Raw genomic sequence first — 21,523 nt, 5'->3', positions numbered from 1 at the left:
ACCATGGCACTATCGCATCGCCGGAGGGAACGGTTAATTGCGGGCGGGCAGTCGCTCCAGGCGGATGTCTCCCGCAAACCCGATGCCGTTCGATCGGCAGGAAAGGACGTCGCAATGACTTTTCGGAATGGCCTTGGTTCGCTTCTTCGTCCCGAAGACTCGGTCCTCGTTCTGATCGACCACCAGCCCTACCAGCTTGCAAACGTGAACAGCCACGAGCCGCAGATGGTGGTCAACAATACGACGGCGCTGGCGAAGGCCGCCAAAGCCTTCGGCGTACCCACGATCCTGACAAGCGTGATCGCCGACAGGGGCGGCCTGATCTTCCCTCAGATCACCGACGTTTTCCCCGGCCAGGAGGTGATCGATCGGACTTTCATCAACACCTGGGAGGACAGGAAGGTCGTGGACGCGGTCAAGGCTACCGGCCGCAAGCAACTCATCATTGCCGGCCTCTGGACCGAGATCTGCGTCGCGATGCCGGCAATCCAGGCTCTTGGCGAGGGTTGGGACGTGACGGTGGTCACCGATGCATCCGGAGGCGTTTCGGTCGAGGCCCACGAGGTCGCGATCCGACGCATGATCGCGGCCGGCGCGAACATGATGACTTGGCTGGCGGTGGCGGCGGAATGGCAGCGTGACTGGGCCCGCACGGAGCATGCCGCCGAGCTTTCGGAGGTGCTCGTGCAGCATGCCGCCGGCAGCGGCATCGCCTTCCTGTGGGAGCAGCAGTTGCTCAACACGCCGGTGCCAGGCACCGCGGGCTGACCGGGCGCGGCGGGCGAGCGTCCGGCTGACGCGTCCCCTGGCGGAGCAACGGCATGGGGACGCCGGATCCGGCGCACGGCACCGTCGCCGGACAGGCGCCTCCGGAGGGCCTCAAAGCCCCTGGGGCGCCACCATGATGCAGTCGTCGCCGGCCCGCTCCAGGCTGGCGCAAACGTTCCGCGCGGTGGTTTCGTCCAGGCCCATCAGGCGGGCGCGGAACAGCCGGCCGGAACCCGTCGTCACCTGGATCATCTGCGGATAGGCCTGGGCGAGCAGCGAGGGCAGGCGGCGGCTCACCATGTCGAGCGCCTTGCGGCCCGCGCCGGCATCGCTGAAGGCGCCGACCTGCACCCCCCAGACGGCGGTCTCCGCCGCGACCGCGCTGCCGGCCGTGCCGAGCGGCGGGCTCAAGGTGGCGGCCAGCGTCGCGAGGTCGGAACTGTCGACGACCTCCTCCAGGCTGGCGACCTCGACGCCGCCGCCGAGGTCCGGCTTGCGGTCCGGTCGGGCGGGCGCGCGGAGCGAGGCGACCAGCGGCGCCGGCGTGCGCGGCGTGGCGAAACCCTGGTCGAGCAGTTCGGCCAGATGGGCGTCGCGCCAGGCCGGCGTGTCGCCGCCCATGACCACCGCGATCAGGCGCCGGCCCTGGCGCACCGCCGATGCCGCCAGATTGAAGCCCGATGCCCGGATATACCCGGTTTTCAGCCCGTCCATGCCCTGGTAGGCGCCCATCAGGCGGTTGTGGTTGGGGTGCTCCACGCCGCGATAGGTGAAGCTGGCCCGGCTGAAATAGGGATAGTATTTCGGATAGTCGCGGATCAGCGCCGACGCCAGCGTGGCCAGGTCGCGCGCGGTCGAGACCTGCCGCTCGTCGGGGAGGCCGTGCGGATTTCGGAAAGTCGTCCGCGACATGCCGAGTTGGCGCGCCTTCCGGGTCATCATCGTGGCGAAGCGGCTTTCGGACCCGCCGACTCCCTCCGCCAGGACCATCGCGGCATCGTTCGCCGACTTCGTCACCAGCGCCAGGATCGCGTGCTCGACCTTGATCCGCTGGCCGGGCTTGAGGTCCAGCTTGGTCGGCGGCTGCGATGCAGCCTTGCGGGATACCGTCAGGCTCTGGCCAAGCTTGATCCGCTTCTTCTGCAGCGCCTCGAAGGTCAGGTAGAGGGTCATCATCTTGGTCAGCGACGCCGGGTATTTGGGGTCGTCGGCATTGGCCCGGTACAGGACCTCCCCATTGCCGGCATCGATCACGATGGAGGCGTATTTCGATTGAGCCTGTGCCGGGTCCGCCAGGGATCCGATGAGAACGAACGACAGGGCCAGGATGGTCGTGGCGAGAAAGCCCGGTCGGCGGGACGGATTTGACACGGCGGAGCCCCCAATACACCTTCTGAACAAATCTTGGCCGGATGGTAAGTTCGTGTTGAATCAATGTCTACCGTCCTTTCGTTAAACGGGCGCAACGGTGGACTTCCGACCCTGATCCCTAAAGGATGAGGCAGTGACGCACCGGAAGATTGTCGGGTGCTTCTATCGTCCGCCCCGGCGGGCGGTGGTATATTGTCCGTCATGCGCCTGCCTCCGTTCGGTCCGGCCGCCGCGGCGGCCCTCCTCCTGCTCGGTCAAGCCCTGACCGGGTGCGCCTCGTTCGGCCCGGCCGAGGATGCGGGCGTGCGCAAGCTCACCTGGTTCAGCTACGTCAACGGGGAGGATCTGCGGGCCCAGTGCTCCGCCGAGTCTCCCGACCGCTACCGCCTGATCTACAATGCGCGGTCGAGCGCCCAGCTCAGGACCTACGAGGTGCACGGGGAAGGCGACGACGGGCGCTCCGGCCGGCCGGGCGGCGCCGTGGTGGAAGCGCGCGAGATACCCGCCGCCGACCTGGCGCGGCGCCAGCCCGAAGAAGCCCTGGGCACCGGCGAAGGCGCCGCCGCCCGCATCAGGCTTTCGCCCGAGCAGTTCGACTGGCTGACCCGCAGCCTCGCCGACAGCGGCGTCTTCGACACGCCGCTGCGAGGGTTCCGGACGAAGCCGGGCGGCGTGCTCTGGCTGGCCAGCGGCTGCCATGATGGCGCCTATTTCCTGACCGCCTTCTCCAATCCCGCCGAGCGGCTCGAGATAATCGACGGCCGGACCGCGGCGGGACCGGCCCCGGAGGTGCCGCGGTGAATCGGCGGAAGGACGGCGAAAAGACTCACGCGACTATACCAGTATAGGGCGGCACCGGCCTCTTTAGCCTAGACAGGGACACATCGTTGTCGGCGGAAGGGCGCAGGGTCCCCGGGGCAGCAGAGCCGTCAGGGGGACGCATGGGCAAACCGAACGCGATCGAGCAGGCCCGGAGGGCAATTCTCCGGGCCCAGCATGCTGTCCTCCGGTGCCGCGCGGCGGCGGAGCGGTTCAGGACCGTCTCGGCCGAGCGGCGCACCGACCTTGAAAGGCTCCGGGCCGGAACCGGGGAGAGCATCGGGCGCAGCAAGGCCGCCATGGCCGTGTCGGCGTCCCGCCGCGAGGATCCGATCGAACGGGCCGTCCTGCTGTCGCCGGACGCGGCAGGACCCCCGGCACCCGATTGAGCGGGCGGTAGTCCGGGGAGGGGACCAAATCTCCTGTCTTCCGTTATCCCGGAGTACCGTCAGGTCTCGGGACAGCGCAGGAGGCACCGATCGATGGCCAACCCTTGGATCATGAAGATGGAGCAGTTCACCCGGTTCTCCCGGGAGGACAGGGAATTGCTGGACCAACTCTCCTCGCGGAACCTGCGGAGCTACGGGGCGCACGAGGATATCCTGCGCGAGGGCGAGCATTCTTCGGAGAACCACCTGGTCATCTCGGGTCTCGCCTGTCGCTACAAGATCCTGGAGGACGGCAGGCGGCAGATCCTGGCCTTCCTGGTGGCGGGCGACCTCTGCGACGCCGAGGTCTTCATCCTGAAGGAGATGGATCACCATATCGGCACCCTCGCCCCCTGCCGTATCGCCGCGATTCCGGGCGACGCGATGCGCGAGCTGCTGCTCAACCGGCCCGGCGTGGCACTGGCGCTCTGGTGGGGTACGTTGCAGGACGAAAGCATCCTGCGCGAGCGGATCATCGACCAGGGCCGTCGGGATGCCTATGGAAGGATCGCGTTCCTCGTCTATGAGATGCTCATTCGGCTGAGGGCGGTCGCCACGACGGAGGACGAGCGGTTCGAGTGGCCGATCACCCAGTCCGACCTCGCCGATGCGACCGGCCTGACGCCCGTATATGTCAACAGGGTGCTGCAACGCCTGCGCGAGGAGGGGCTGATCGCGACGGACGGAAGGTTCTGGACCGTGCGCGACGCGGCCGGGCTGCGCAAGGCGGCGAAGTTCAACCCGAACTATCTCCACCTGGACCGCGTCGATGACGACCCCGATAGCGGCCCCGGCAGAAGGTTGAAGGGCCTGATCTGACGAAGCCCGGCGTCCTCTTCGGCCTCCCCGGACGCTGTTCCGTTATTCCCGATCCTCGCCGCCGACCACCGCCAGCGTCGGCTGCGCGGCCGGTATCAGCTTGTCGATCCAGGGGCCGTCGGGCATGCGCTGGGCCAGGTCGGTCAGGTTGCGGTTCCACCACTGGCGCTGGTCGACCAGGTCGTCGTAGTCGAACTGGGTCTGGCGCCAGTTGCCGTCGCCGTTGGTCATCGTCACCATGTCGATCGGGAACCCGACGTCGGCCGAACTGAACCGGGTCGAGTCGAAGGACAGGTAGGCCAGCTTCAGCGCCGTCTGCATGGAGGTGTCGTACCGCAGCGCCCGGTCCAGGATCGGCTTGCCATAGGCCGTGGCTCCGATGGACAGATAGGGCGTGCGCTCGTCCACCTCGATCCAGTTGCCCTCGGGATAGACCAGGAACATGGTCGGCTCGCGGTCGTCGGACAGGCGGCCGCCGATGATGGCGTGGAGATTGAAGTGGAGCTTGCTGGCTTCCAGGGCCTCCTTGTCCTCCGCGGCGACTTGCCGCAGACAGGTCGTGAAGGCGCCGACCGCGTCGAGCATGCTCGAGAAGCTTTCGGTCGGGCGCTTGCCCATGTCCCGGCGCAGATAGGCCAGCGTCTTGTCGCGCACGCTGCGCAGGCCCGAGTTCATGATGAAGAACCGATGGCCTCCCGATCCCATGATCGTGACCTTGCGGGCCGCTGAAAGCTGGGAACCGTTGGTGATGCGGCCGTCCGACAGGCCGATCAGGCCATCGCGGATCTTGATGCCGAGGCAATAGGTCATTTCTGGCAAATCCAAAGGCGAAAAGGCGACGCATCCTGTCACGCCGGGGGTTCCGCCACAAGCGCGGTTCCGGCCCGGCCACCGACCATGGCGGGAGTTGGTGAACACCCCGTTAATGACGCGGGAACGCCTTCCCGAGGGTCATTGTGCGGTGCACAAAAATCGTTGACGGCGCCGGGAAAATGCCTATAGTGAGTGCATTGCTGCAGTGCAGCATGAAAGTTCAGAGGCCTGGCGCACGCATACTCGAAACCCTGCCGCGACCCTCGACGGAGTTGGTGGCGGCGACCAACCGAAAGGAAGTCCACATGGCCACGACCCCGAATTACGAGCAGTTCGCGACCGTTTCCAAGGAGCAGATGGAGAAGGCGGCCGCCCAGATCGTCAAGGGCTACGAGGAATACGCCACCTTCAGCAAGGCGAATGTCGACGCCCTGATCCAGGCCGGCACCGTCCTCGCGAAGGGCTTCGAGGAGTTGGGCAAGCGCGCGCTGGCCTACTCCCAGTCCTCGCTGGAGAGCGGCGCCGCCGCCAGCAAGGCCGCGATGAGCGTCAAGACCGTCCGCGACCTGGTCGACCTGCAGTCCAGCTACACCAAGTCCACGCTCGACACCGCGCTGGCCGAAAGCGCCAAGCTGTCCGAGCTGTCGGTCAAGGTCGCCAACGAGGCGTTCCAGCCGATCAACGCGCGCCTCAACGCCACCATCGAGAAGCTGGGCAAGCCGCTGGCGGCGTAACGCGGGAAAATCTTCGGGACGGAGCGGCACCTCGGCGCCGCGCCGTCCCGGCAGAGCCGAAACGCAGGCGGCCCGGCGGTCCAGAGTGACCGCCGGGCCGTCGCCGTTTGTAACTTCTGCCTTCGGCAATTCCGTGATTGGAACGATCGTTCCTGTAAGCCCGTTTTCGAGGACGGGGCATTTCGATTATTGCGCGAGGTCGGCCGCCTGGGAACAATTCTCAGGAATCCTTCCCCCCGATGTGGATTTGGCGCAAGACGCCTCTTCCAAGCGCGTCCGGAAATCTCATATGATTGTCGGAGGATGTCCATCGCGATGATTGCTAAATTTGCCCATGGCCGACAGCGACAAGCACGGGGACGAGGGGACCGTGACGGGAGTGGTCGTCAAGGCCAAGCCCAAGACGAAGAAACCCTCTATGTACAAAGTTCTAATGCTGAACGACGACTATACTCCGATGGAGTTCGTCGTTCTGGTGTTGGAGCGATTCTTCAACAAGAACCGCGAGGAAGCCACGCGCATCATGTTGCACGTGCATCGGCGTGGCGTCGGCATCTGCGGAGTCTTCACCTACGAGGTAGCCGAAACGAAGGTTACCCAGGTGATGGACTTTGCCCGCCAACACCAGCATCCTTTGCAATGCACCCTGGAGAAGGATTAGCCCGGCATGCTCTCGCGTAATCTCGAGCAATCGCTGCACCGAGCCCTAGCCTACGCCAACGAGCGCCGTCACGAATACGCCACGCTTGAGCATCTCCTGCTCGCGCTCACGGAAGACCAGGATGCGGTAGCCGTCCTGCGGGCGTGCGGCGTGAACCTCGACAAGCTGCGCTCGGAGCTTGGCGAATACCTCGACAACGAGCTTTCGAACCTGATCACCAACCGTCCCGAGGACGCGAAGCCGACTGCCGGCTTCCAGCGGGTGCTGCAGCGGGCGGCGATCCACGTACAAAGTTCCGGCCGTGAAGAAGTGACCGGAGCCAATGTGCTGGTTGCGCTGTTCTCTGAACGCGAGAGCCATGCGGTCTATTACCTGCAGGAGCAGGAAATGACCCGGTTCGACGCGGTGAACTATATTTCTCACGGGATCGCGAAGGCGCCGGGCCGCAACGAGACGAAGCGGGTATCGGGAGCTGACGACGACGCTGCGGCGGAGAAGGTCGTGAAGAAAGGCACTGAAGCTCTCGAGGCATATTGCGTCAACCTCAACAAGAAGGCGGCCAGCGGGAAGATCGATCCGCTGATCGGGCGGGAGCAGGAGGTCGAGCGGACCATCCAGATCCTGTGCCGCCGTTCGAAGAACAATCCGCTCTACGTGGGTGATCCCGGCGTCGGCAAGACCGCCATCGCCGAGGGCCTGGCCCGCCGGATCGTCCATGGCGAAGTGCCGGACGTCCTGGAGAACGCGACCATCTTCTCGCTCGACATGGGTTCCCTGCTGGCCGGCACCCGGTACCGCGGCGACTTCGAGGAGCGGCTGAAGGCGGTCCTGTCCGAACTGGAAGCGATGGAAGGAGCCATCCTCTTCATCGACGAGATCCATACGGTGATCGGCGCCGGTGCCACCTCGGGCGGTGCGATGGATGCCTCGAACCTGCTGAAGCCGGCGCTCGCCAGCGGTGCGCTGCGGTGCGTCGGGTCGACCACCTACAAGGAATACCGGAACTACTTCGAGAAGGACCGGGCGCTGGTCCGGCGCTTCCAGAAGATCGACGTCAACGAGCCGTCGATCGAGGATGCGGTCAAGATCCTGCGGGGCCTGAAGCCCTACTACGAGAAGTATCACCGGATCCGCTACACCAACGAGGCGATCCGCTCGGCGGTCGAGCTGTCGGCCCGCTACATCGGCGACCGCAAGCTGCCGGACAAGGCGATCGACATCATCGACGAGGTCGGCGCCGCGCAGATGCTGGTGCCGGAGTCGCGGCGGAAGAAGACCATCTCGGTCAAGGACGTGGAGGCGGTGGTCGCCAAGATCGCCCGCATCCCGCCCAAGAGCGTGTCGCGCGACGACCGCGAGGTGCTGCTGAACCTGGAGCGCGACCTGCGCACCATGGTGTTCGGCCAGGACAAGGCGATCGAGGCCCTGTCCTCGGCGATCAAGCTGGCCCGCGCCGGCCTGCGCGATCCGGAGAAGCCGATCGGCAACTATCTGTTCAGCGGCCCGACCGGCGTCGGCAAGACCGAGGCGGCGCGCCAGCTCAGCATGACGCTGGGGATCGAGCTGATCCGCTTCGACATGTCCGAGTACATGGAGCGGCATACCGTGTCGCGCCTGATCGGCGCGCCTCCGGGCTATGTCGGGTTCGACCAGGGCGGCCTGCTGACCGACGCGATCGACCAGCACCCGCACGCGGTCCTGCTGCTCGACGAGATCGAGAAGGCCCACCCGGACCTGTTCAACATCCTGTTGCAGGTGATGGACCACGGCAAGCTGACCGACCACAACGGCAAGACGGTCGATTTCCGCAACGTGATCCTGATCATGACCACGAACGCGGGCGCCTCCGACATGGCGAAGCCGGCGATCGGGTTCGAGCGGGCGGCGCGGGTCGGCGAGGACATGGAGGCGATCAACCGCATGTTCACGCCGGAGTTCCGCAACCGGCTTGACGCCATCATCCCGTTCTCCGCGCTCTCGCCGGAGATCATCGGCCAGGTCGTCGACAAGTTCGTCATCCAGCTGGAAGCCCAGCTCACGGATCGCGGGGTGACGATCGAACTGACCGACGAGGCCCGGGAGTGGCTCGGAAGGAAGGGCTACGATCCTCTCTACGGCGCCCGGCCGCTCGGCCGCGTGATCCAGGAGAACATCAAGAAGCCGCTGGCCGAGGAACTGCTGTTCGGCAAGCTCGCCAAGGGCGGCACCGTCAAGGTGACCGTCGCGGACGACAAGCTGACCTTCACCTATCCCGATCCGCCGCCGACGGACAACGAGGAGGAGAAGGTTCCCGAGATGGTGGACTGACCTCCGTCATCCGATCGGGCCCCTGGGGTCGATCATCGGCGCGCACTTCGGTGCGCGCCGATTTCCGTTCAGGGGACGCGGCTTTCCGTCCGGGCCGCCCTCAGGCGGCACCCCGGATGTCGTCCGCCAGCCTCCCCAGCGTCGCCCCGGCACCGTCGAGCGCCGTGAAGGCGTAAGGGTTCAGGAATTGGCGACCCCAGAACAGGCGGCGATCCGTCTCGTTGACTGCCGCCTCGTCGCAGACTCGCGACCAGTTCCCGCCGATGACTCTCAGCTGTCGCTCGACGAGCGCAATCGCCTCCGGTTCGGACAGCAGGAAATGATGCGCCGCTTCGAGGCACGAGGCGATCCGGCTCGTGCGGTTGTCGCCGCCGATCAGCATCGCCTGGGTCGCCTCCTGGCCGGTCCGGTTCTGGGGACAGATGTCGTAGGCCGGCGTCAGGGCCAATTTCGTCCCGTCCCAGAAGGCGGCGTGGTTGCGGGCATGGTCGTCGGTGTTGCCGCACAGGATATTGAAGACGATCCTGGCGAAAAGCTCGCGCAGTGTAGCCGCAGGCTCGACAAAGCGGTGGCGGATGATCTCCGCGAAGTCCTGGTAGCTCGCGTAGCGCGCCATCATCTCGTCGAGTCCGAGCATGGTCAGCGCCGACACCATCAGTCGGCGCTGCCATCCGCCCGGCGCCCGCACCCGGTCGAATCGCTTGACCAGCAGCACGTCCTTGCCCAAGGCGCTGACCAGCGACACCGGTGCCGCGTCGATACCGCACAGGGCGGCGAGGCGCATGCCGATGAACTCGCCCTTGACGACGCTGTAGAGATCGGACGAGGACGAAAACTTGGCGATGTGCTTATCCGGACCGTCCTCGATCAAAGCCTTCGGACGCGCGCCGCCGATCGACGTGCCGTGCTGTAGCGCTTGGTCGAGGTCCGGCGACAGCGGAATTCCCTTTTCCACCCGCTCGGCGGACTGCATCAACTCCTCGATCGTCGCATTCGCTGCCGACCGCGGCTCGTAGACCGTCGGCGATAGTTGGAAGTCGAGTCCGCCGATCCGGTCCGATCCTGACTCGAGCAGGAAGGTCACCTCCGAGAGCTTGAGGTCGGCAGTATCGTCGCCCTCGACGCCGAATTTCCGATTAAGGATGACACGGCGCCCCCAGGCATCGGGGGCGGCATCCCGGATGCATCCCGGCATGGTGAGGCCGGGCAGCAGCGGCAGCGCGCCTTTCTCCAGCGGCAGTTCCGGCAAATAGAGCGGGATCGCTTCGGACCGGCCGAGATAGCCCTTGCCGTAGTTGAAGGTGACAAGCCCACGGTTTGCCTGAAGACGACCGGCCACCACAGGCTCAGCCGATCCTGGCAGCCACACCCAGACATAGGCCGAATCGCTGTTCGGGACCTTGGACTTCTCCTTGGGCGTCCGGGTCCGCTTCAGCGCGCCGGGTCCCTGCACCCCGGGCTTTCCATTCTTGGATATCAGCCCTCTAGAAATCATCTTCAACCTGCTTTCCCGCCTTGTAGACATGCTTCGGCAGCAGGGCTATCCGGTCGTCCACCCGGGACAGCATACCCGTGATCGTCCGATCGTCCGCATCGAACAGCTTGATCCCGACGATGGCCGCAGCCTCGAAGACGAGTCCGATCTCGACCTTGGCATCGCCCTTCTCGATGCGCTGAAGCGTACTCCGCGACACGCCGATACGCTCGGCCAGCTCCTGCGCCGTGATCCGGTGCTGAAGGCGTCCGAGACGAATCGACTTTCCCAACAGGGCAAGCCCCTGCTGGGCGTAACGGGAATAGGTCCGCTTCATCGTCATCACCAATTTCGAAGAGACGTGACCCATATACTGTCCGAATCACCATGATTTGGATAGTATATGGGTCATTATGCCGTAAGCCGGCTGATGGACCAAGCATGGCCGGCATACCAGCCCGATCCCGTGGTTCCGGATCGATGCGACGTGACGACGTCATCGACGCCGGAAGCGCATTTCCGGTTCCCGACATGACGCATGACGATTTTTCGCCACCATGCTATAGGGTTGCCCCGGTCTGACTGTCGGAATTCGTCCCTTGGTCCAACGCACCTACAAGCGCAGCGAAGTGGAAGGCCTGCTGCATGCGCTCGAACGGCAGGCCCGCGAAGCCGCCAAGCTGGCCGCGGAGGCGCAGCGCGAGGCGGCCAACAACAGCTTCGTCGCGTACCGTCATTTCCGCGAGAAGGTCGGGGAGTTCAAGGCGCTGTGCATCCTGATCGAGGGGCGCCTGAAGCATGTGGCCGACGGCCGGGTTGACGACCTGAAGACCGAGTTCGAGCGGATGGACATACTGATGCTGGGCCTGCTGATCAAGGCCAGCATGCGCTTCTTCTTCGTCCTCTCGGCCAACACCATCCTGCCCCTGGGCGCCCGCGAAATCTTCATCGCCGAGCTGCACAGCCTGTACGAGGCGCGCGAGAAACTGCGCCGGCCCGATTATGTCAACCGGCTGAGCACGGGCCTGGCCAACGACCTGGACACGGCGGAGGCGATCCTGGAAGAGATCATCGACAAGGCCCCCGGACTGCTGAAGTTCGGGACAGGCGCGGTATGACCGGCGGCCTGCTCGACGGCATCCGCGTCCTCGACCTCAGCCAGTACCTGCCGGGTCCGTTCGCCGCCCAGATGCTGTCGGACATGGGGGCCGAGGTGGTCAAGGTGGAACCACCCACGGGCGACCCGATGCGGCGGCTCGGCGGGACCGATCCGGACGGGCTGGCTCCCGCCTACAAGCTGGTCAATGCCGGCAAGGCCGTGGTCCTGCTCGACCTTAAGCAGGCCGCCGACCGGACATCTTTCGAGTCCCTGGTGCGGGCCGCCGACGTGCTGGTCGAGAGTTACCGGCCGGGCACCCTGGACCGGCTCGGGCTGTCGCGCGCGCGGCTCGGGGAGCTGAATCCGGGGCTCGTCCACGCGGCGCTGTCCGGCTGGGGGCAGGACGGCCCCTATCGCCTGCGTGCCGGCCATGACATCAACTATATGGCGCTGGGCGGCGGCCTGGCCTCTTCGGGAACGGCGGGTGCGCCGGCGATGGCCCATCCGCCGGTGGCCGACCATGCCGCCGCCATCCAGACCGTCGCCGCCGTGTCGGCCGCGCTGTTCCGCCGGGGCAGGACCGGGCAGGGGGCTTTCCTGGACCTCAGCCTGATGGAGACGGTGCTGGGGTGGCAGTCCTGGCCGCTCACCCTGGCCCGGCGCGGCGCGCCTCCTCGCCCGGCGGGCGACCTGCTGACGGGAGGGGCGGCCTGCTACCAGATCTATCGCACGGCGGACGGCCGGTTCGTCAGCCTGGGCGCCATCGAGGAGAAGTTCTGGGCGGCCTTCTGCGCCACCCTGGGCCGGCCCGACTGGACCCCGCGCCAGTTCGAGCCGATGCCGCAGCGGGACCTGATCCGGGAGGTGTCCGGCGCGGTCGCGGCCGAGCCGCTGGCGCACTGGGAAGCGCTGTTCGCCGGCGTGGATTGCTGCTTCGAGACGGTGGCCGAGCTGGCCGACGTCCCCGCCCATCCCCACGTCGCCGCGCGCGGGCAGGTGAGGGTGTCGGGGGACGCCGAGCCCCTGGTCGAGACCCTGTTCGGGCTGCGGGTCGACGGCGGTCCGCCGCCGGCCCGGCCGCCTCTCCGGCAGGTCGATGCGGAAGCCGTACTGGATCGCTGGAAGACCGCCTGACGCGGGTCAGCCGCAGCTATTCTCCTGCCGGAACGGGCTGTCCTGCATCAGGATCGCGATCTCGCTTTCCACGGCGGGCCGCTCGCGCCTGAGATAGTCGGCGACCGCCGCGCGGAATCCCGGATCGCGGATCCAGTGGGCGCTGTATGTCGGGGTCGGCAGGTAGCCGCGCTGGATCTTGTGCTGGCCCTGGGCGCCGGCCTCGACCCGTTTCAGTCCTCGCTCGATCGCGAAGTCGATGGCGCGGTAGTAGCACGCCTCGAAATGCAGGTGCTTGTACGTGGCGAGGCAGCCCCAGTTGCGGCCGTAGAGCGTATCGCTGCCGAGAAGGTTCAGGGCGCCGGCGACCCAGTCGCCGTCGTCCTCGACCAGGATCAGCACGACCCGGTCGGCCATGGTCTCGCCCAGCTGGCGGAAGAATTTCCGGTTCAGATAAGCGCTGCCCCACTTCCGGTCGCTGGTGTCCATGTAGAACTTGTAGAAGACGTCCCAGTGCTCCTGCCGCAGGTCGGGACCGGTCAGGGTGTGGATCTTCACGCCGGTCTCCGCCACTTCGCGCCGTTCCTTCCGGATCGACTTGCGCTTGCGGGAGTTCAACTCGCCCAGGAAATCGTCGAAGCTGCCGTAACCCCGGTTCTCCCAGTGGTACTGCTGCCCGATCCGCTGGAGCCAGCCGGCCTCGCCGAAGCGGTTCCAATCCGATTCGGTCGGAAAGGTGACGTGGATCGAGGAGACGGCGTGGCGCAGCCCGAGCTGCTCCATCGCCGAGATCAGTGCCGGGGCGACCCCGGCGGGGGCCTCGGGATGGACCAGCAGGCGCGGGCCGGTCACCGGCGTGAAGGGGACGGCGGCCTGGAGCTTGGGATAGTAGCTGCCGCCCGCCCGCTCGTACGCGTTCGCCCAGGCGTGGTCGAACACGTATTCGCCGTAGGAATGGCTCTTCAGGTAGAGCGGGACCGCTCCCCAGACCCCGCCTTCCGGGCTTTCGAGCACCAGATGCTGGGGCTGCCAGCCGGTCACGGCGCGGCAGGACCCGCTGTCTTCGAGCGCCCCGAGGAAGGCGTGGCTGAGGAACGGGTTCTCCGCGCCGGCACAGGCATCCCAGGCGGCGGCGTCGACCGCGCCGATACCCGGTATCACCTTGACCGTGATGCTGTCGTTTCCATCTGGCATGACCAGAGAATTAAGCGTTTCGCGCTGCGGCGCAAGACGCTCACTTCAGTTCGAAGACCGCCTCGACCTCGACCGAGCATCCCAGCGGCAGCGACGGGGCGCCGACCGCGAACCGCGCGTGCTTGCCGGCCTCGCCGAAGACTTCCAGCATCAGTTCCGACGCGCCGTTGATGACCTTGGGATGGTCGTTGAAATCGGGACCGCAATTGACGAAGCCGCCCAGCTTGAGGCACCGCGCGACCTTGTCCAGGTCGCCGCCGCAAGCGGCAGCCACCTGGGCCAGGATGTTGAGCGCGCAGACCCGGGCGCAGGCATGGCCGTCCTCGACGGAAACGTCGGTCCCGACCTTGCCCTTGTGGGTCAGCGAGCCGTCCCGCATGGGGATCTGGCCGGAGACGAACAGGATCTTGCCGGACAGGGTATAGGGCACGTAGGCCCCGGCCGGAGCCGCCACTTTCGGCAGGTCGATGCCCAGTTCCGTCAGGCGCGCCGCGATGGTTCCCGCCATGGTTTTCTTCCTTCCTGTGTCGTTGTGTCGGAAGGGAGGACCATAGCGGGACAATCCGCCGCGGGCCAGGGGCGCCGGGGCAAGGGGTGGATCAGGCGCTCAGCTTGTAGCGCCCGACGAGCCCGTCGAGCTGGTTCGCCAGCCGGCTGAGCTCCGCCGCGGCGCTCGACGTCTCGGTGGCGCCGGCCGCTGTGCTCTGCGCGATGGCGACCATGGTGCGGACCGCCTCGCTGACCAGCTTCGCCTCCTCCGCCGTCTGGCTGGTGTCCGACGCCACCGCCTTGGCCGAGGTCGCGACCTGCCCGACATTGCGGCCGATCTCGCTGGTGGTGGCGCTCTGCTGGTCCACCTCGGCCGCGATCGATCCGGCGATCCGGTCGATCTGCGAGATCACCTCGTGGATCGCGCCGATCGATCCGGAGACCCTGGACATGGCGTCGGCGACCTGGTCGATCGACGTGACGGACCGCTCGGTCTGTTCCTGGGTCGCGGTGATCCGGTGGGCGATCTGCTCGGCGGCCCGGGCGCTCTGGGTCGCCAGGTTCTTGACCTCGGTCGCGACGACGGCGAAACCCTTCCCCGCCTCGCCGGCCCGCGCCGCCTCGATCGTGGCGTTCAGCGCCAGCAGGTTGGTCTGCTCGGCGATGTCGGAGATCACCTGGATCACCTCGCCGATCTCCGTGCTGTTCTGGGACAGCTGGCGGATGTTGTCGACCGCCGACCGGATCGCCTGCTCGGCGCCCTGCAAGGTGTCGCGCGCCTGGTCGGCGGCGGAGGAGGCCTTGTGCGCGACGTCGGAACTGGCCGCGGCATGGCGCGCCACCTCGCGGATCGACGCGATCATCTCCTCCGACGCGGCGGCGACGCCGTCGGCGCTGCTCGCCAGCTCCTCGGCGATGGCGGTCAGGTCGCCGACGGCGCCGACCACGCCGACGACGGCGCTGTTGATCTGGTCGGCGTGGCCGTTCATGGTTTCCGCGTTCCGGCTCATCTCCTCCGCGGAGGCGGAGAGTTCGACCGACGCGGTGGAGACCGAGCCGCTGGCCTCGCTGACCTGCCCCAGGCTGTCCCTCAGGCTCTCCAGCAGATGGTTGAAGTCTTGCGCCATGGCGCCGATCTCGTCGCCGCTGTCGATGCCGACCGTCCGCGACAGGTCGCCCGTCCTGGCCGCCGATATGGAGTTCTGCATGACGGGGATCGGGCGGACGATGGCGCGCGCCAGGGCCGCCGCGATCAGCCCCTGGACGATCAGGATGACCAGGCAGACCGCTCCCAGTTCCAGGCCGCTCAGCAGGAAGGCGGCCTCCGCATCGTCCACGTAGAGGCCCGAGCCGACCACCCAGTCCCAGGGCTTGTAATGGCCGGCATAGCCGATCTTCGGCTGCGGCTTCGTCGATCCCGCCTTCGGCCAGACATAGCGGACGACGGCCGAACCGTCGGCGATCGCGCGCCGGGTCATCTCCCCGACGAAGGCGAAACCGTTGGCGTCCTTGGTGTCCCGTAGGTTCCTCCCGACCAGCTGGGGATTCGTGCCGTGGGCGAGGACCGTGCCGGACGGGTCGAGGACGAAGAAATACTCGCCGTCCGCATATCGCAGGGCCGTGATGCCGGCCAGGGCCGCCGCCTTCGCGGCCTCCTGCGTCATGGATCCTGCCGCGGCGAGCTTGGCGTAATGATCGACCTGGGCGACGGCGACCTCCACCAGCTGGCGCGTCTGGACCTGCCGGTCCGCGAACATCTGGCTCCTCAGGGTGCCCAGGGCCGCGGCGGTGACGGTCAGCAGTCCCACCAGGCCGGCGCCGACGATCAGGAGGATCTTTCGCCTTATGCTCATTCCGGAGAACATCGTTGCACCCTCGGCCATGTTTTGAGTCTGCCTTGTTCCCGCGAGTCTTTCTCATCTTCGCGAATTCAAGGTTAATCAGCGGGACACTGCGGCGGTTCGGGATGGATGCTGCGCCACTCTGTCGCGCCTATGCCCTCCGGATGTGTTGCGAACGACTCTCAACAGGAGTATCCATGGGAAGAGAATGCGAGTGATTATCACTTTCAGGGGGTTCCCATGTCGTACCAGATGCTCGACCGATCGACCGCCAGCATGCCGGACCTCGATTTCGTCCCGGAGCAGGAGGATGCCGAATCCCTGATCGTGTGGGCGTTCCGCCGCTGGGTCCTGGGCGTGCGCCACCAGGCGCCGGAACAGTGGGAGACGGTCTGGCGCGGCTTTCAGCGCCGCTGCGGCGAGCCGGTCGCGCGCGAGGCTGCGGCGGCATTGGCCGAGATGGTCGAGGCGCTGCGCCGGACGGCGCGGCGGACCATCACCCACCACCAGCCCTGCTGCCGCTGCGTCGGCGACGACGAGGCCCTGCTGCTGGTCCTCCTCGGCGCCTGCCAGCGCGGCGACGGGCTGCTCGCCCAGACCGCGGCGCAGACCCTGTCCGGCATCGCGCATCCCGACGGCCTGCTGATCGGGGCGATGCGGTTCGCCGAGGCGTTCGCCGCGCGGGGCCTGATGCTGCCCTACCGGGACATGCCGTCGGGCTCGACGGTTCCGGACGGGGTCATGATCCACTAGGGGCGGAATGGTTGGAGCCGATTGGCGGATAGGCGCGTTTCCCCAGGGAACCGCAGGTATCGGAAAGGGTATTCCGCCATGCACAAGACCGGCACGGCTTGGTGGCAGCACGGCATCGTCTATCAGATCTATCCAAGATCGTTCCAGGACAGCGACGGCGACGGTATCGGCGATCTGCCGGGCATCATGGACCGTCTGGACCATCTGGTGCAGTTGGGTGTCGACGCCGTCTGGCTGTCCCCGATCTATCCTTCGCCGATGGCGGATTTCGGCTACGACGTCGCCGACTTCACCGGCGTCGATCCGATCTTCGGCACGCAGGAGCAGTTCGACGCGCTGGTCGCCCAGGTTCACCGGCGGGGGCTGAAGCTGATCCTGGACTTCGTGCCGAACCACACGTCGGACCGGCACCCCTGGTTCGAGGAGGCGCGGCGATCCCGGGAGTCGGCAAGGCGCGACTGGTACATCTGGCGCGACCCGGCGCCCGATGGCGGCCCGCCCAACAACTGGCTGAGCAACTTCGGCGGCAGCGCCTGGGAGTTCGACGCCGGGACGGGTCAGTATTATTACCATGCTTTCCTAAAGGAGCAGCCGGACCTCAACTGGCGCAACCCCGCCGTGCGCGAGGCCATGTATGACGCGCTGCGCTCCTGGATGGCGCGGGGCGTCGACGGCTTCCGGGTCGATGTGATCTGGCATCTGATAAAGGACGATCAGTTCCGCGACAATCCCGTCTCTCCCGGCTGGTCGCCGGGCATGGACCCGTTCCACCGGCTCGTGCCCGTCTACACCGCCGACCGGCCCGAGGTGCAGGACGTCGTGCGCGAGATGCGCTCCGTGATCGACGAGTACGAGGACAGGGTGCTGATCGGCGAGATCTACCTGCCCCTGGAACGGCTGATGGCCTATTACGGCGTCGACCTTGCCGGCACCCACATGCCGTTCAATTTCCAGCTGATCGACGCGCCGTGGCACGCCCGGACGCTGGAGCGGCTGATCGGCGACTACGAGGCGGCCCTGCCGCCCGGCGGCTGGCCCAACTGGGTCCTGGGCAACCACGACAAGCCGCGGATCGCCAGCCGCGTCGGCCCCGCCCAGGCCCGTGTCGCCGCGATGCTGCTGCTGACGCTGCGCGGCACCCCGACGCTTTATTACGGCGACGAACTCGGGATGGAGAACGGTCCCATCCGGCCCGACCAGGTCCAGGACCCGTTCGAGAAGAACGTGCCCGGCAAGGGATTGGGACGCGACCCGCAGCGTACGCCGATGCAGTGGAGCGCCGCGCCCAACGCCGGTTTCACCACCGGCCGGCCCTGGCTCCCGATCCCCGACAGCTTCCGGGAGGTCAACGTGGAAGCCCAGTCCGGCGACGGTCGGTCGATGCTCTCCCTGTACCGGGCGCTGACCGCGCTGCGCCGGAGCGAGGCGGCCCTGTCGGTAGGGGCCTACGAGCCGGTCTCGGCGGACGGCGATCTCCTGGTCTTCCAGCGCGTCTCGGGAAGCGACCGCTTCGCTGTCGCCCTGAACCTCGGGCCGGCGGCGGCCCGGGTCGACCTGCCGGACCGCTTCGCCGGCGGGCGTATCCGGCTTTCCACGCACCTGGACCGTTCCGAGGCCCTGCGCGGCACCACCGTGGAGTTGCGTCCCGACGAGGGCGTCATCGTCGTCCCGGCCGTACCGTGAAGGCGAAGCCGGACCCGTCGCTCAGGCGAGGTCCGGCTGGCTGCCGGGGAACCGGGGGTCCGTCGGGTCGGCGGGGGAGCCCGGAACCTTGCCCGGGATGATCCCGGTCTGTTCCTGTTCGTCCGGCGGTTCGTTCCGGCCGGTGCGGGGCGTATCCCCATGTTCCTGTCCGGGATCTCGTTTCGGATCGGCCATTTCCATCCTCCTGTTTTATTCCTGCAACAGGTGGCGTGGCGGCCGGGTTGCATGGTCCCCGAAAGGAGCCGCCCGACCGGTCTATCGAGTCGGTGTCACCGAACTGCAAGATTCGTCTTTAACGGCGGTTTCGGGTGCCGCGCAAGGCGGAACGAGTACGCCTTGGGTGTGTTTGATTAATCACAGCGCATGCGGAGATACTGGATGAAGGCGCCCGCCAAGTGGTGCCGCTCCGGCGCTGATCGGCTGAAAGCGACGGGGGGAGGCTGGAGTACGGATGCATTCGGGCAGCCGGACGCGTCCATGGGCCGGCCCACATTCCGCAGGGCGGGAACGGTGCGCGCAATCCGCTCTTGCCCCGATGCCCGCTTGTGTTTGAAACTCCTTGTTAACGAAGCGCCGCTTAACGTAACGATTAACCATCAGGGTGTCTGAAAGGGGAACGGCTTGAAGCAACGAACCGCAGACCGTCATAGCCTCAGCCGGGCGATTTCGTCCGACTGCCGCGCCGAGGGTTCGCCGTTCCGGCCACGGCCAGTTTCGCCCGACACGTACACCTTCCGATGGAGCGCCCCGGACCGGGCGGCCGATAAGTCTGCTTCAGGCCGCCGCAGTGCGGTATACTCCCTTTTGCCATCGAATAGTCCAATTCCAAGGCAACCATGCGGAGTTGATTGGGGCAGAGTGGCTGACGAATCATTCTTTGGAAAAACCGGCTCTCGAAACTACACGGCAAGCCGGCGCGTGCAATTAAGGCATCGCGTTAGAAATCTCTTTGAGACTAGCTATATAGATTCGATGAATGCGAACCGTCGGTGGTCTAGGCTAATTCGTTATGGTGCCGGGAACTGTCTTGACCGGAGAAGTAACGATCCAGAAAAGGACAGCCTCAGAGTTCGGCGGGGAGGAGTGACGACTTTCGTTGCCTGCGGCAGCCCTGGCGGAGAAGTGGACGTATGAAGCCAGTCGAGCGCTGCAGGACCAATGGAGACCCTTTCACAGAGGAGTGACCGATGTTCCCGGCCGACGACCTGTTTTCTCGCTACGCACAGAACTACGAGGGTCGCAAAGAAGTCGAGATGACCCTCGTCGAGTACCTTGAGGCGTGCAAGGGCGACCCGCTGATCTACTCCACCGCCGCGGAACGCATCCTGGCGGCGATCGGGGAGGCGGAGGTCGTGGATACAGCCAAGGACCCGCGCCTCGGCCGTATCTTCATGAACCGCACGATCAAGGTCTATCCCGCCTTCAGCGACTTCTACGGCATGGAGGAGACGATCGAGCGCATCGTCGGCTTCTTCCGGCATGCCGCGCAGGGACTGGAAGAGCGCAAGCAGATCCTCTACCTGCTGGGCCCGGTGGGCGGCGGCAAGTCCTCCCTCGCGGAGCGGCTGAAGTCGTTGATGGAGCACCAGCCGATCTACGCGCTGAAGGCCGGCAAGGAGATCAGCCCGCTGTTCGAGAGCCCGCTGGGCCTGTTCGATCCCGAGCAGATGGGTCCCGTGCTGGAGGACAAGTTCGGCATTCCCCGCCGGCGCCTGACCGGCCTGATGAGCCCCTGGGCGGTCAAGCGGCTTGACGAGTTCGGCGGCGACATCTCCAAGTTCCGCGTCGTCCGGCTGATGCCGTCCAAGCTCCGCCAGGTCGGCGTGTCCAAGACCGAGCCGGGCGACGAGAACAACCAGGACATATCCAGCCTGGTCGGCAAGGTCGACATCCGCAAGCTGGAGATGTTCAGCCAGAACGACCCCGACGCCTACAGTTTCTCCGGCGGCCTGAACCGGGCGACCCAGGGCATCCTGGAATTCGTCGAGATGTTCAAGGCACCGATCAAGATGCTGCACCCGCTGCTGACGGCGACCCAGGAAGGCAACTATGTCGGCACCGAGAATATCGGCGCCATGCCGTTCCAGGGCATCATCCTGGCCCACTCCAACGAGGCGGAGTGGCAGAGCTTCAAGAACAACAAGAACAACGAAGCCTTCATCGACCGCATCTGCGTGATCAAGGTGCCTTACTGCCTGCGGGTGACCGAGGAGCAGAGCATCTATCACAAGCTGATCCAGGGTAGCGACCTGGCGGCCGCCCCCTGCGCGCCGGCGACGCTTCAGATGATGGCCCGCTTCTCGGTCCTGTCGCGCCTGCGTGAGCACGAGAACTCCAGCATCTATTCCAAGATGCGGATCTATGACGGCGAGACCCTGAAGGAGACCGACCCCAAGGCCCGGTCGATGCAGGAATACCGCGACGCGGCCGGCGTGGACGAGGGCATGGAAGGCATCTCGACCCGGTTCGCCTTCAAGGTGCTGGCGGCGACCTTCAACTACGACAACACCGAGATCTCGGCCGATCCGGTCCACCTGATGTATGTGCTCGAGCAGTCGATCAAGCGCGAGCAATTCCCGGAGGACACCGAGAAGCGCTACCTGGAGTTCATCAAGGGCGAGCTGGCGCCGCGCTACGCGGAGTTCATCGGCAACGAGATCCAGAAAGCCTACCTGGAATCCTACCACGACTATGGTCAGAACCTGTTCGACCGCTATGTCGATTATGCCGATGCCTGGATCGAGGACCAGGACTTCAAGGATCCCGACACCGGCCAGTTGATGAACCGCGACCTGCTGAACCAGGAGCTGACCAAGATCGAGAAGCCGGCGGGCATCGCCAACCCCAAGGACTTCCGCAACGAGGTCGTCAAGTTCGCCCTGCGGGCCCGGGCCAACAATGCCGGCCGCAACCCGTCATGGACCTCCTACGAGAAGATCCGGGAGGTCATCGAGCGGCGCATGTTCAGCCAGGTGGAGGATCTGCTGCCCGTGATCAGCTTCGGCAGCAAGAAGGACAGCGAGACCGAGAAGAAGCATTCCGACTTCGTCGAGCGTATGATGGAGCGGGGCTACACTGAACGGCAGGTCCGCCGGCTGGTCGAGTGGTACATGCGAGTGAAGCAGGCCGGCTGAGG

Annotated in this window: 20 protein-coding genes; 12 read left to right on the top strand and 8 right to left on the bottom strand. The window is 66.1% G+C overall.

Annotation, left to right across the window (positions count from 1 at the left end; genetic code table 11):
* Positions 1-3 precede the first annotated feature (3 nt).
* Entirely contained in the window at positions 4-768 is a 765-nt protein-coding gene (locus JL101_RS18500) for a hydrolase (RefSeq protein WP_228434945.1), read from the top strand.
* Positions 769-879: 111 nt separating this feature from the next.
* Here the strand turns inward: JL101_RS18500 and JL101_RS18495 are convergent, their stop codons facing one another.
* Entirely contained in the window at positions 880-2,139 is a 1,260-nt protein-coding gene (locus JL101_RS18495) for a D-alanyl-D-alanine carboxypeptidase family protein (RefSeq protein WP_203097009.1), read from the bottom strand.
* Between the two features lie 201 nt (positions 2,140-2,340).
* On the opposite strand from JL101_RS18495, the gene JL101_RS18490 reads away from it, so the two are divergent.
* The 3 genes from JL101_RS18490 to JL101_RS18480 all read left to right on the top strand — a co-directional run bounded on the left by JL101_RS18490 (position 2,341) and on the right by JL101_RS18480 (position 4,205).
* Complete coding sequence (locus JL101_RS18490; protein WP_203097010.1) at positions 2,341-2,940, top strand: hypothetical protein; 600 nt, start codon at positions 2,341-2,343, stop codon at positions 2,938-2,940.
* Positions 2,941-3,080: 140 nt separating this feature from the next.
* Positions 3,081-3,347 (top strand): hypothetical protein, encoded by a 267-nt coding sequence (locus tag JL101_RS18485; RefSeq protein ID WP_203097011.1) that lies wholly within the window; start codon positions 3,081-3,083, stop codon positions 3,345-3,347.
* A gap of 93 nt (positions 3,348-3,440) precedes the next feature.
* On the top strand, positions 3,441-4,205 hold the full coding sequence (locus JL101_RS18480; protein ID WP_203097012.1) for a Crp/Fnr family transcriptional regulator: 765 nt from the start codon (positions 3,441-3,443) through the stop codon (positions 4,203-4,205).
* Between the two features lie 42 nt (positions 4,206-4,247).
* Here JL101_RS18480 and JL101_RS18475 read toward each other — a convergent pair whose 3' ends face one another.
* Positions 4,248-5,015: a peptidase gene (locus JL101_RS18475; protein ID WP_203097013.1), complete on the bottom strand. Its 768-nt coding sequence runs from the start codon at positions 5,013-5,015 to the stop codon at positions 4,248-4,250.
* Between the two features lie 308 nt (positions 5,016-5,323).
* Between JL101_RS18475 and JL101_RS18470 the strand changes: the two genes are divergently transcribed.
* The 3 genes from JL101_RS18470 to clpA all read left to right on the top strand — a co-directional run bounded on the left by JL101_RS18470 (position 5,324) and on the right by clpA (position 8,720).
* Entirely contained in the window at positions 5,324-5,752 is a 429-nt protein-coding gene (locus JL101_RS18470; protein ID WP_203097014.1) for a phasin family protein, read from the top strand.
* A 334-nt stretch (positions 5,753-6,086) separates the two neighbouring features.
* On the top strand, positions 6,087-6,413 hold the full coding sequence (gene clpS / locus JL101_RS18465; RefSeq protein WP_158046428.1) for an ATP-dependent Clp protease adapter ClpS: 327 nt from the start codon (positions 6,087-6,089) through the stop codon (positions 6,411-6,413).
* Between the two features lie 6 nt (positions 6,414-6,419).
* Complete coding sequence (clpA, locus tag JL101_RS18460) at positions 6,420-8,720, top strand: ATP-dependent Clp protease ATP-binding subunit ClpA (protein ID WP_201078689.1); 2,301 nt, start codon at positions 6,420-6,422, stop codon at positions 8,718-8,720.
* A gap of 100 nt (positions 8,721-8,820) precedes the next feature.
* Here the strand turns inward: clpA and JL101_RS18455 are convergent, their stop codons facing one another.
* Both JL101_RS18455 and JL101_RS18450 read right to left on the bottom strand, forming a co-directional pair.
* Positions 8,821-10,173 (bottom strand): type II toxin-antitoxin system HipA family toxin, encoded by a 1,353-nt coding sequence (locus JL101_RS18455; protein ID WP_228434943.1) that lies wholly within the window; start codon positions 10,171-10,173, stop codon positions 8,821-8,823.
* 31 nt (positions 10,174-10,204) lie between these two features.
* Positions 10,205-10,537: a helix-turn-helix transcriptional regulator gene (locus tag JL101_RS18450; RefSeq protein ID WP_203097015.1), complete on the bottom strand. Its 333-nt coding sequence runs from the start codon at positions 10,535-10,537 to the stop codon at positions 10,205-10,207.
* Between the two features lie 256 nt (positions 10,538-10,793).
* Between JL101_RS18450 and JL101_RS18445 the strand changes: the two genes are divergently transcribed.
* Together JL101_RS18445 and JL101_RS18440 are read left to right on the top strand one after the other, a co-directional pair.
* Positions 10,794-11,312: a hypothetical protein gene (locus JL101_RS18445; RefSeq protein ID WP_203097016.1), complete on the top strand. Its 519-nt coding sequence runs from the start codon at positions 10,794-10,796 to the stop codon at positions 11,310-11,312.
* Complete coding sequence (locus tag JL101_RS18440; protein ID WP_203097017.1) at positions 11,309-12,427, top strand: CaiB/BaiF CoA transferase family protein; 1,119 nt, start codon at positions 11,309-11,311, stop codon at positions 12,425-12,427. The genes JL101_RS18445 and JL101_RS18440 overlap by 4 nt, the downstream gene beginning before the upstream one ends.
* A 6-nt stretch (positions 12,428-12,433) precedes the next feature.
* Here the strand turns inward: JL101_RS18440 and JL101_RS18435 are convergent, their stop codons facing one another.
* The 3 genes from JL101_RS18435 to JL101_RS18425 form a co-directional block, all read right to left on the bottom strand.
* Positions 12,434-13,600: a GNAT family N-acetyltransferase gene (locus JL101_RS18435; RefSeq protein ID WP_203097018.1), complete on the bottom strand. Its 1,167-nt coding sequence runs from the start codon at positions 13,598-13,600 to the stop codon at positions 12,434-12,436.
* Between the two features lie 40 nt (positions 13,601-13,640).
* Positions 13,641-14,108, bottom strand: coding sequence for a RidA family protein (locus JL101_RS18430; RefSeq protein ID WP_203097019.1), 468 nt, complete (start codon positions 14,106-14,108; stop codon positions 13,641-13,643).
* Between the two features lie 91 nt (positions 14,109-14,199).
* The gene (locus JL101_RS18425; protein ID WP_203097020.1) at positions 14,200-15,942 is read right to left on the bottom strand and encodes a methyl-accepting chemotaxis protein; all 1,743 of its coding nucleotides are present in this window, start codon (positions 15,940-15,942) and stop codon (positions 14,200-14,202) included.
* A gap of 228 nt (positions 15,943-16,170) precedes the next feature.
* Here JL101_RS18425 and JL101_RS18420 point away from each other — a divergent pair, with 228 nt between their 5' ends.
* Together JL101_RS18420 and JL101_RS18415 are read left to right on the top strand one after the other, a co-directional pair.
* Positions 16,171-16,683 carry a hypothetical protein gene (locus JL101_RS18420; protein WP_203097021.1) on the top strand — a complete coding sequence of 171 codons (513 nt, stop codon included), beginning with the start codon at positions 16,171-16,173 and terminating at the stop codon, positions 16,681-16,683.
* Positions 16,684-16,761: 78 nt separating this feature from the next.
* Positions 16,762-18,366, top strand: a complete 1,605-nt coding sequence (locus tag JL101_RS18415; RefSeq protein ID WP_203097022.1) for an alpha-amylase family glycosyl hydrolase — start codon at positions 16,762-16,764, stop codon at positions 18,364-18,366.
* A gap of 21 nt (positions 18,367-18,387) precedes the next feature.
* On the opposite strand, the gene JL101_RS18410 is transcribed toward JL101_RS18415, so the two are convergent.
* Positions 18,388-18,561 carry a hypothetical protein gene (locus JL101_RS18410; RefSeq protein ID WP_203097263.1) on the bottom strand — a complete coding sequence of 58 codons (174 nt, stop codon included), beginning with the start codon at positions 18,559-18,561 and terminating at the stop codon, positions 18,388-18,390.
* A 1,013-nt stretch (positions 18,562-19,574) separates the two neighbouring features.
* Between JL101_RS18410 and JL101_RS18405 the strand changes: the two genes are divergently transcribed.
* Positions 19,575-21,521: a PrkA family serine protein kinase gene (locus tag JL101_RS18405; protein ID WP_203097023.1), complete on the top strand. Its 1,947-nt coding sequence runs from the start codon at positions 19,575-19,577 to the stop codon at positions 21,519-21,521.
* Positions 21,522-21,523: the final 2 nt, after the last annotated feature.

This window comes from Skermanella rosea (assembly GCF_016806835.2).
Classification (GTDB): Bacteria; Pseudomonadota; Alphaproteobacteria; order Azospirillales; family Azospirillaceae; genus Skermanella; species Skermanella rosea.
This window is presented reverse-complemented; position numbering and strand designations above follow the sequence as displayed.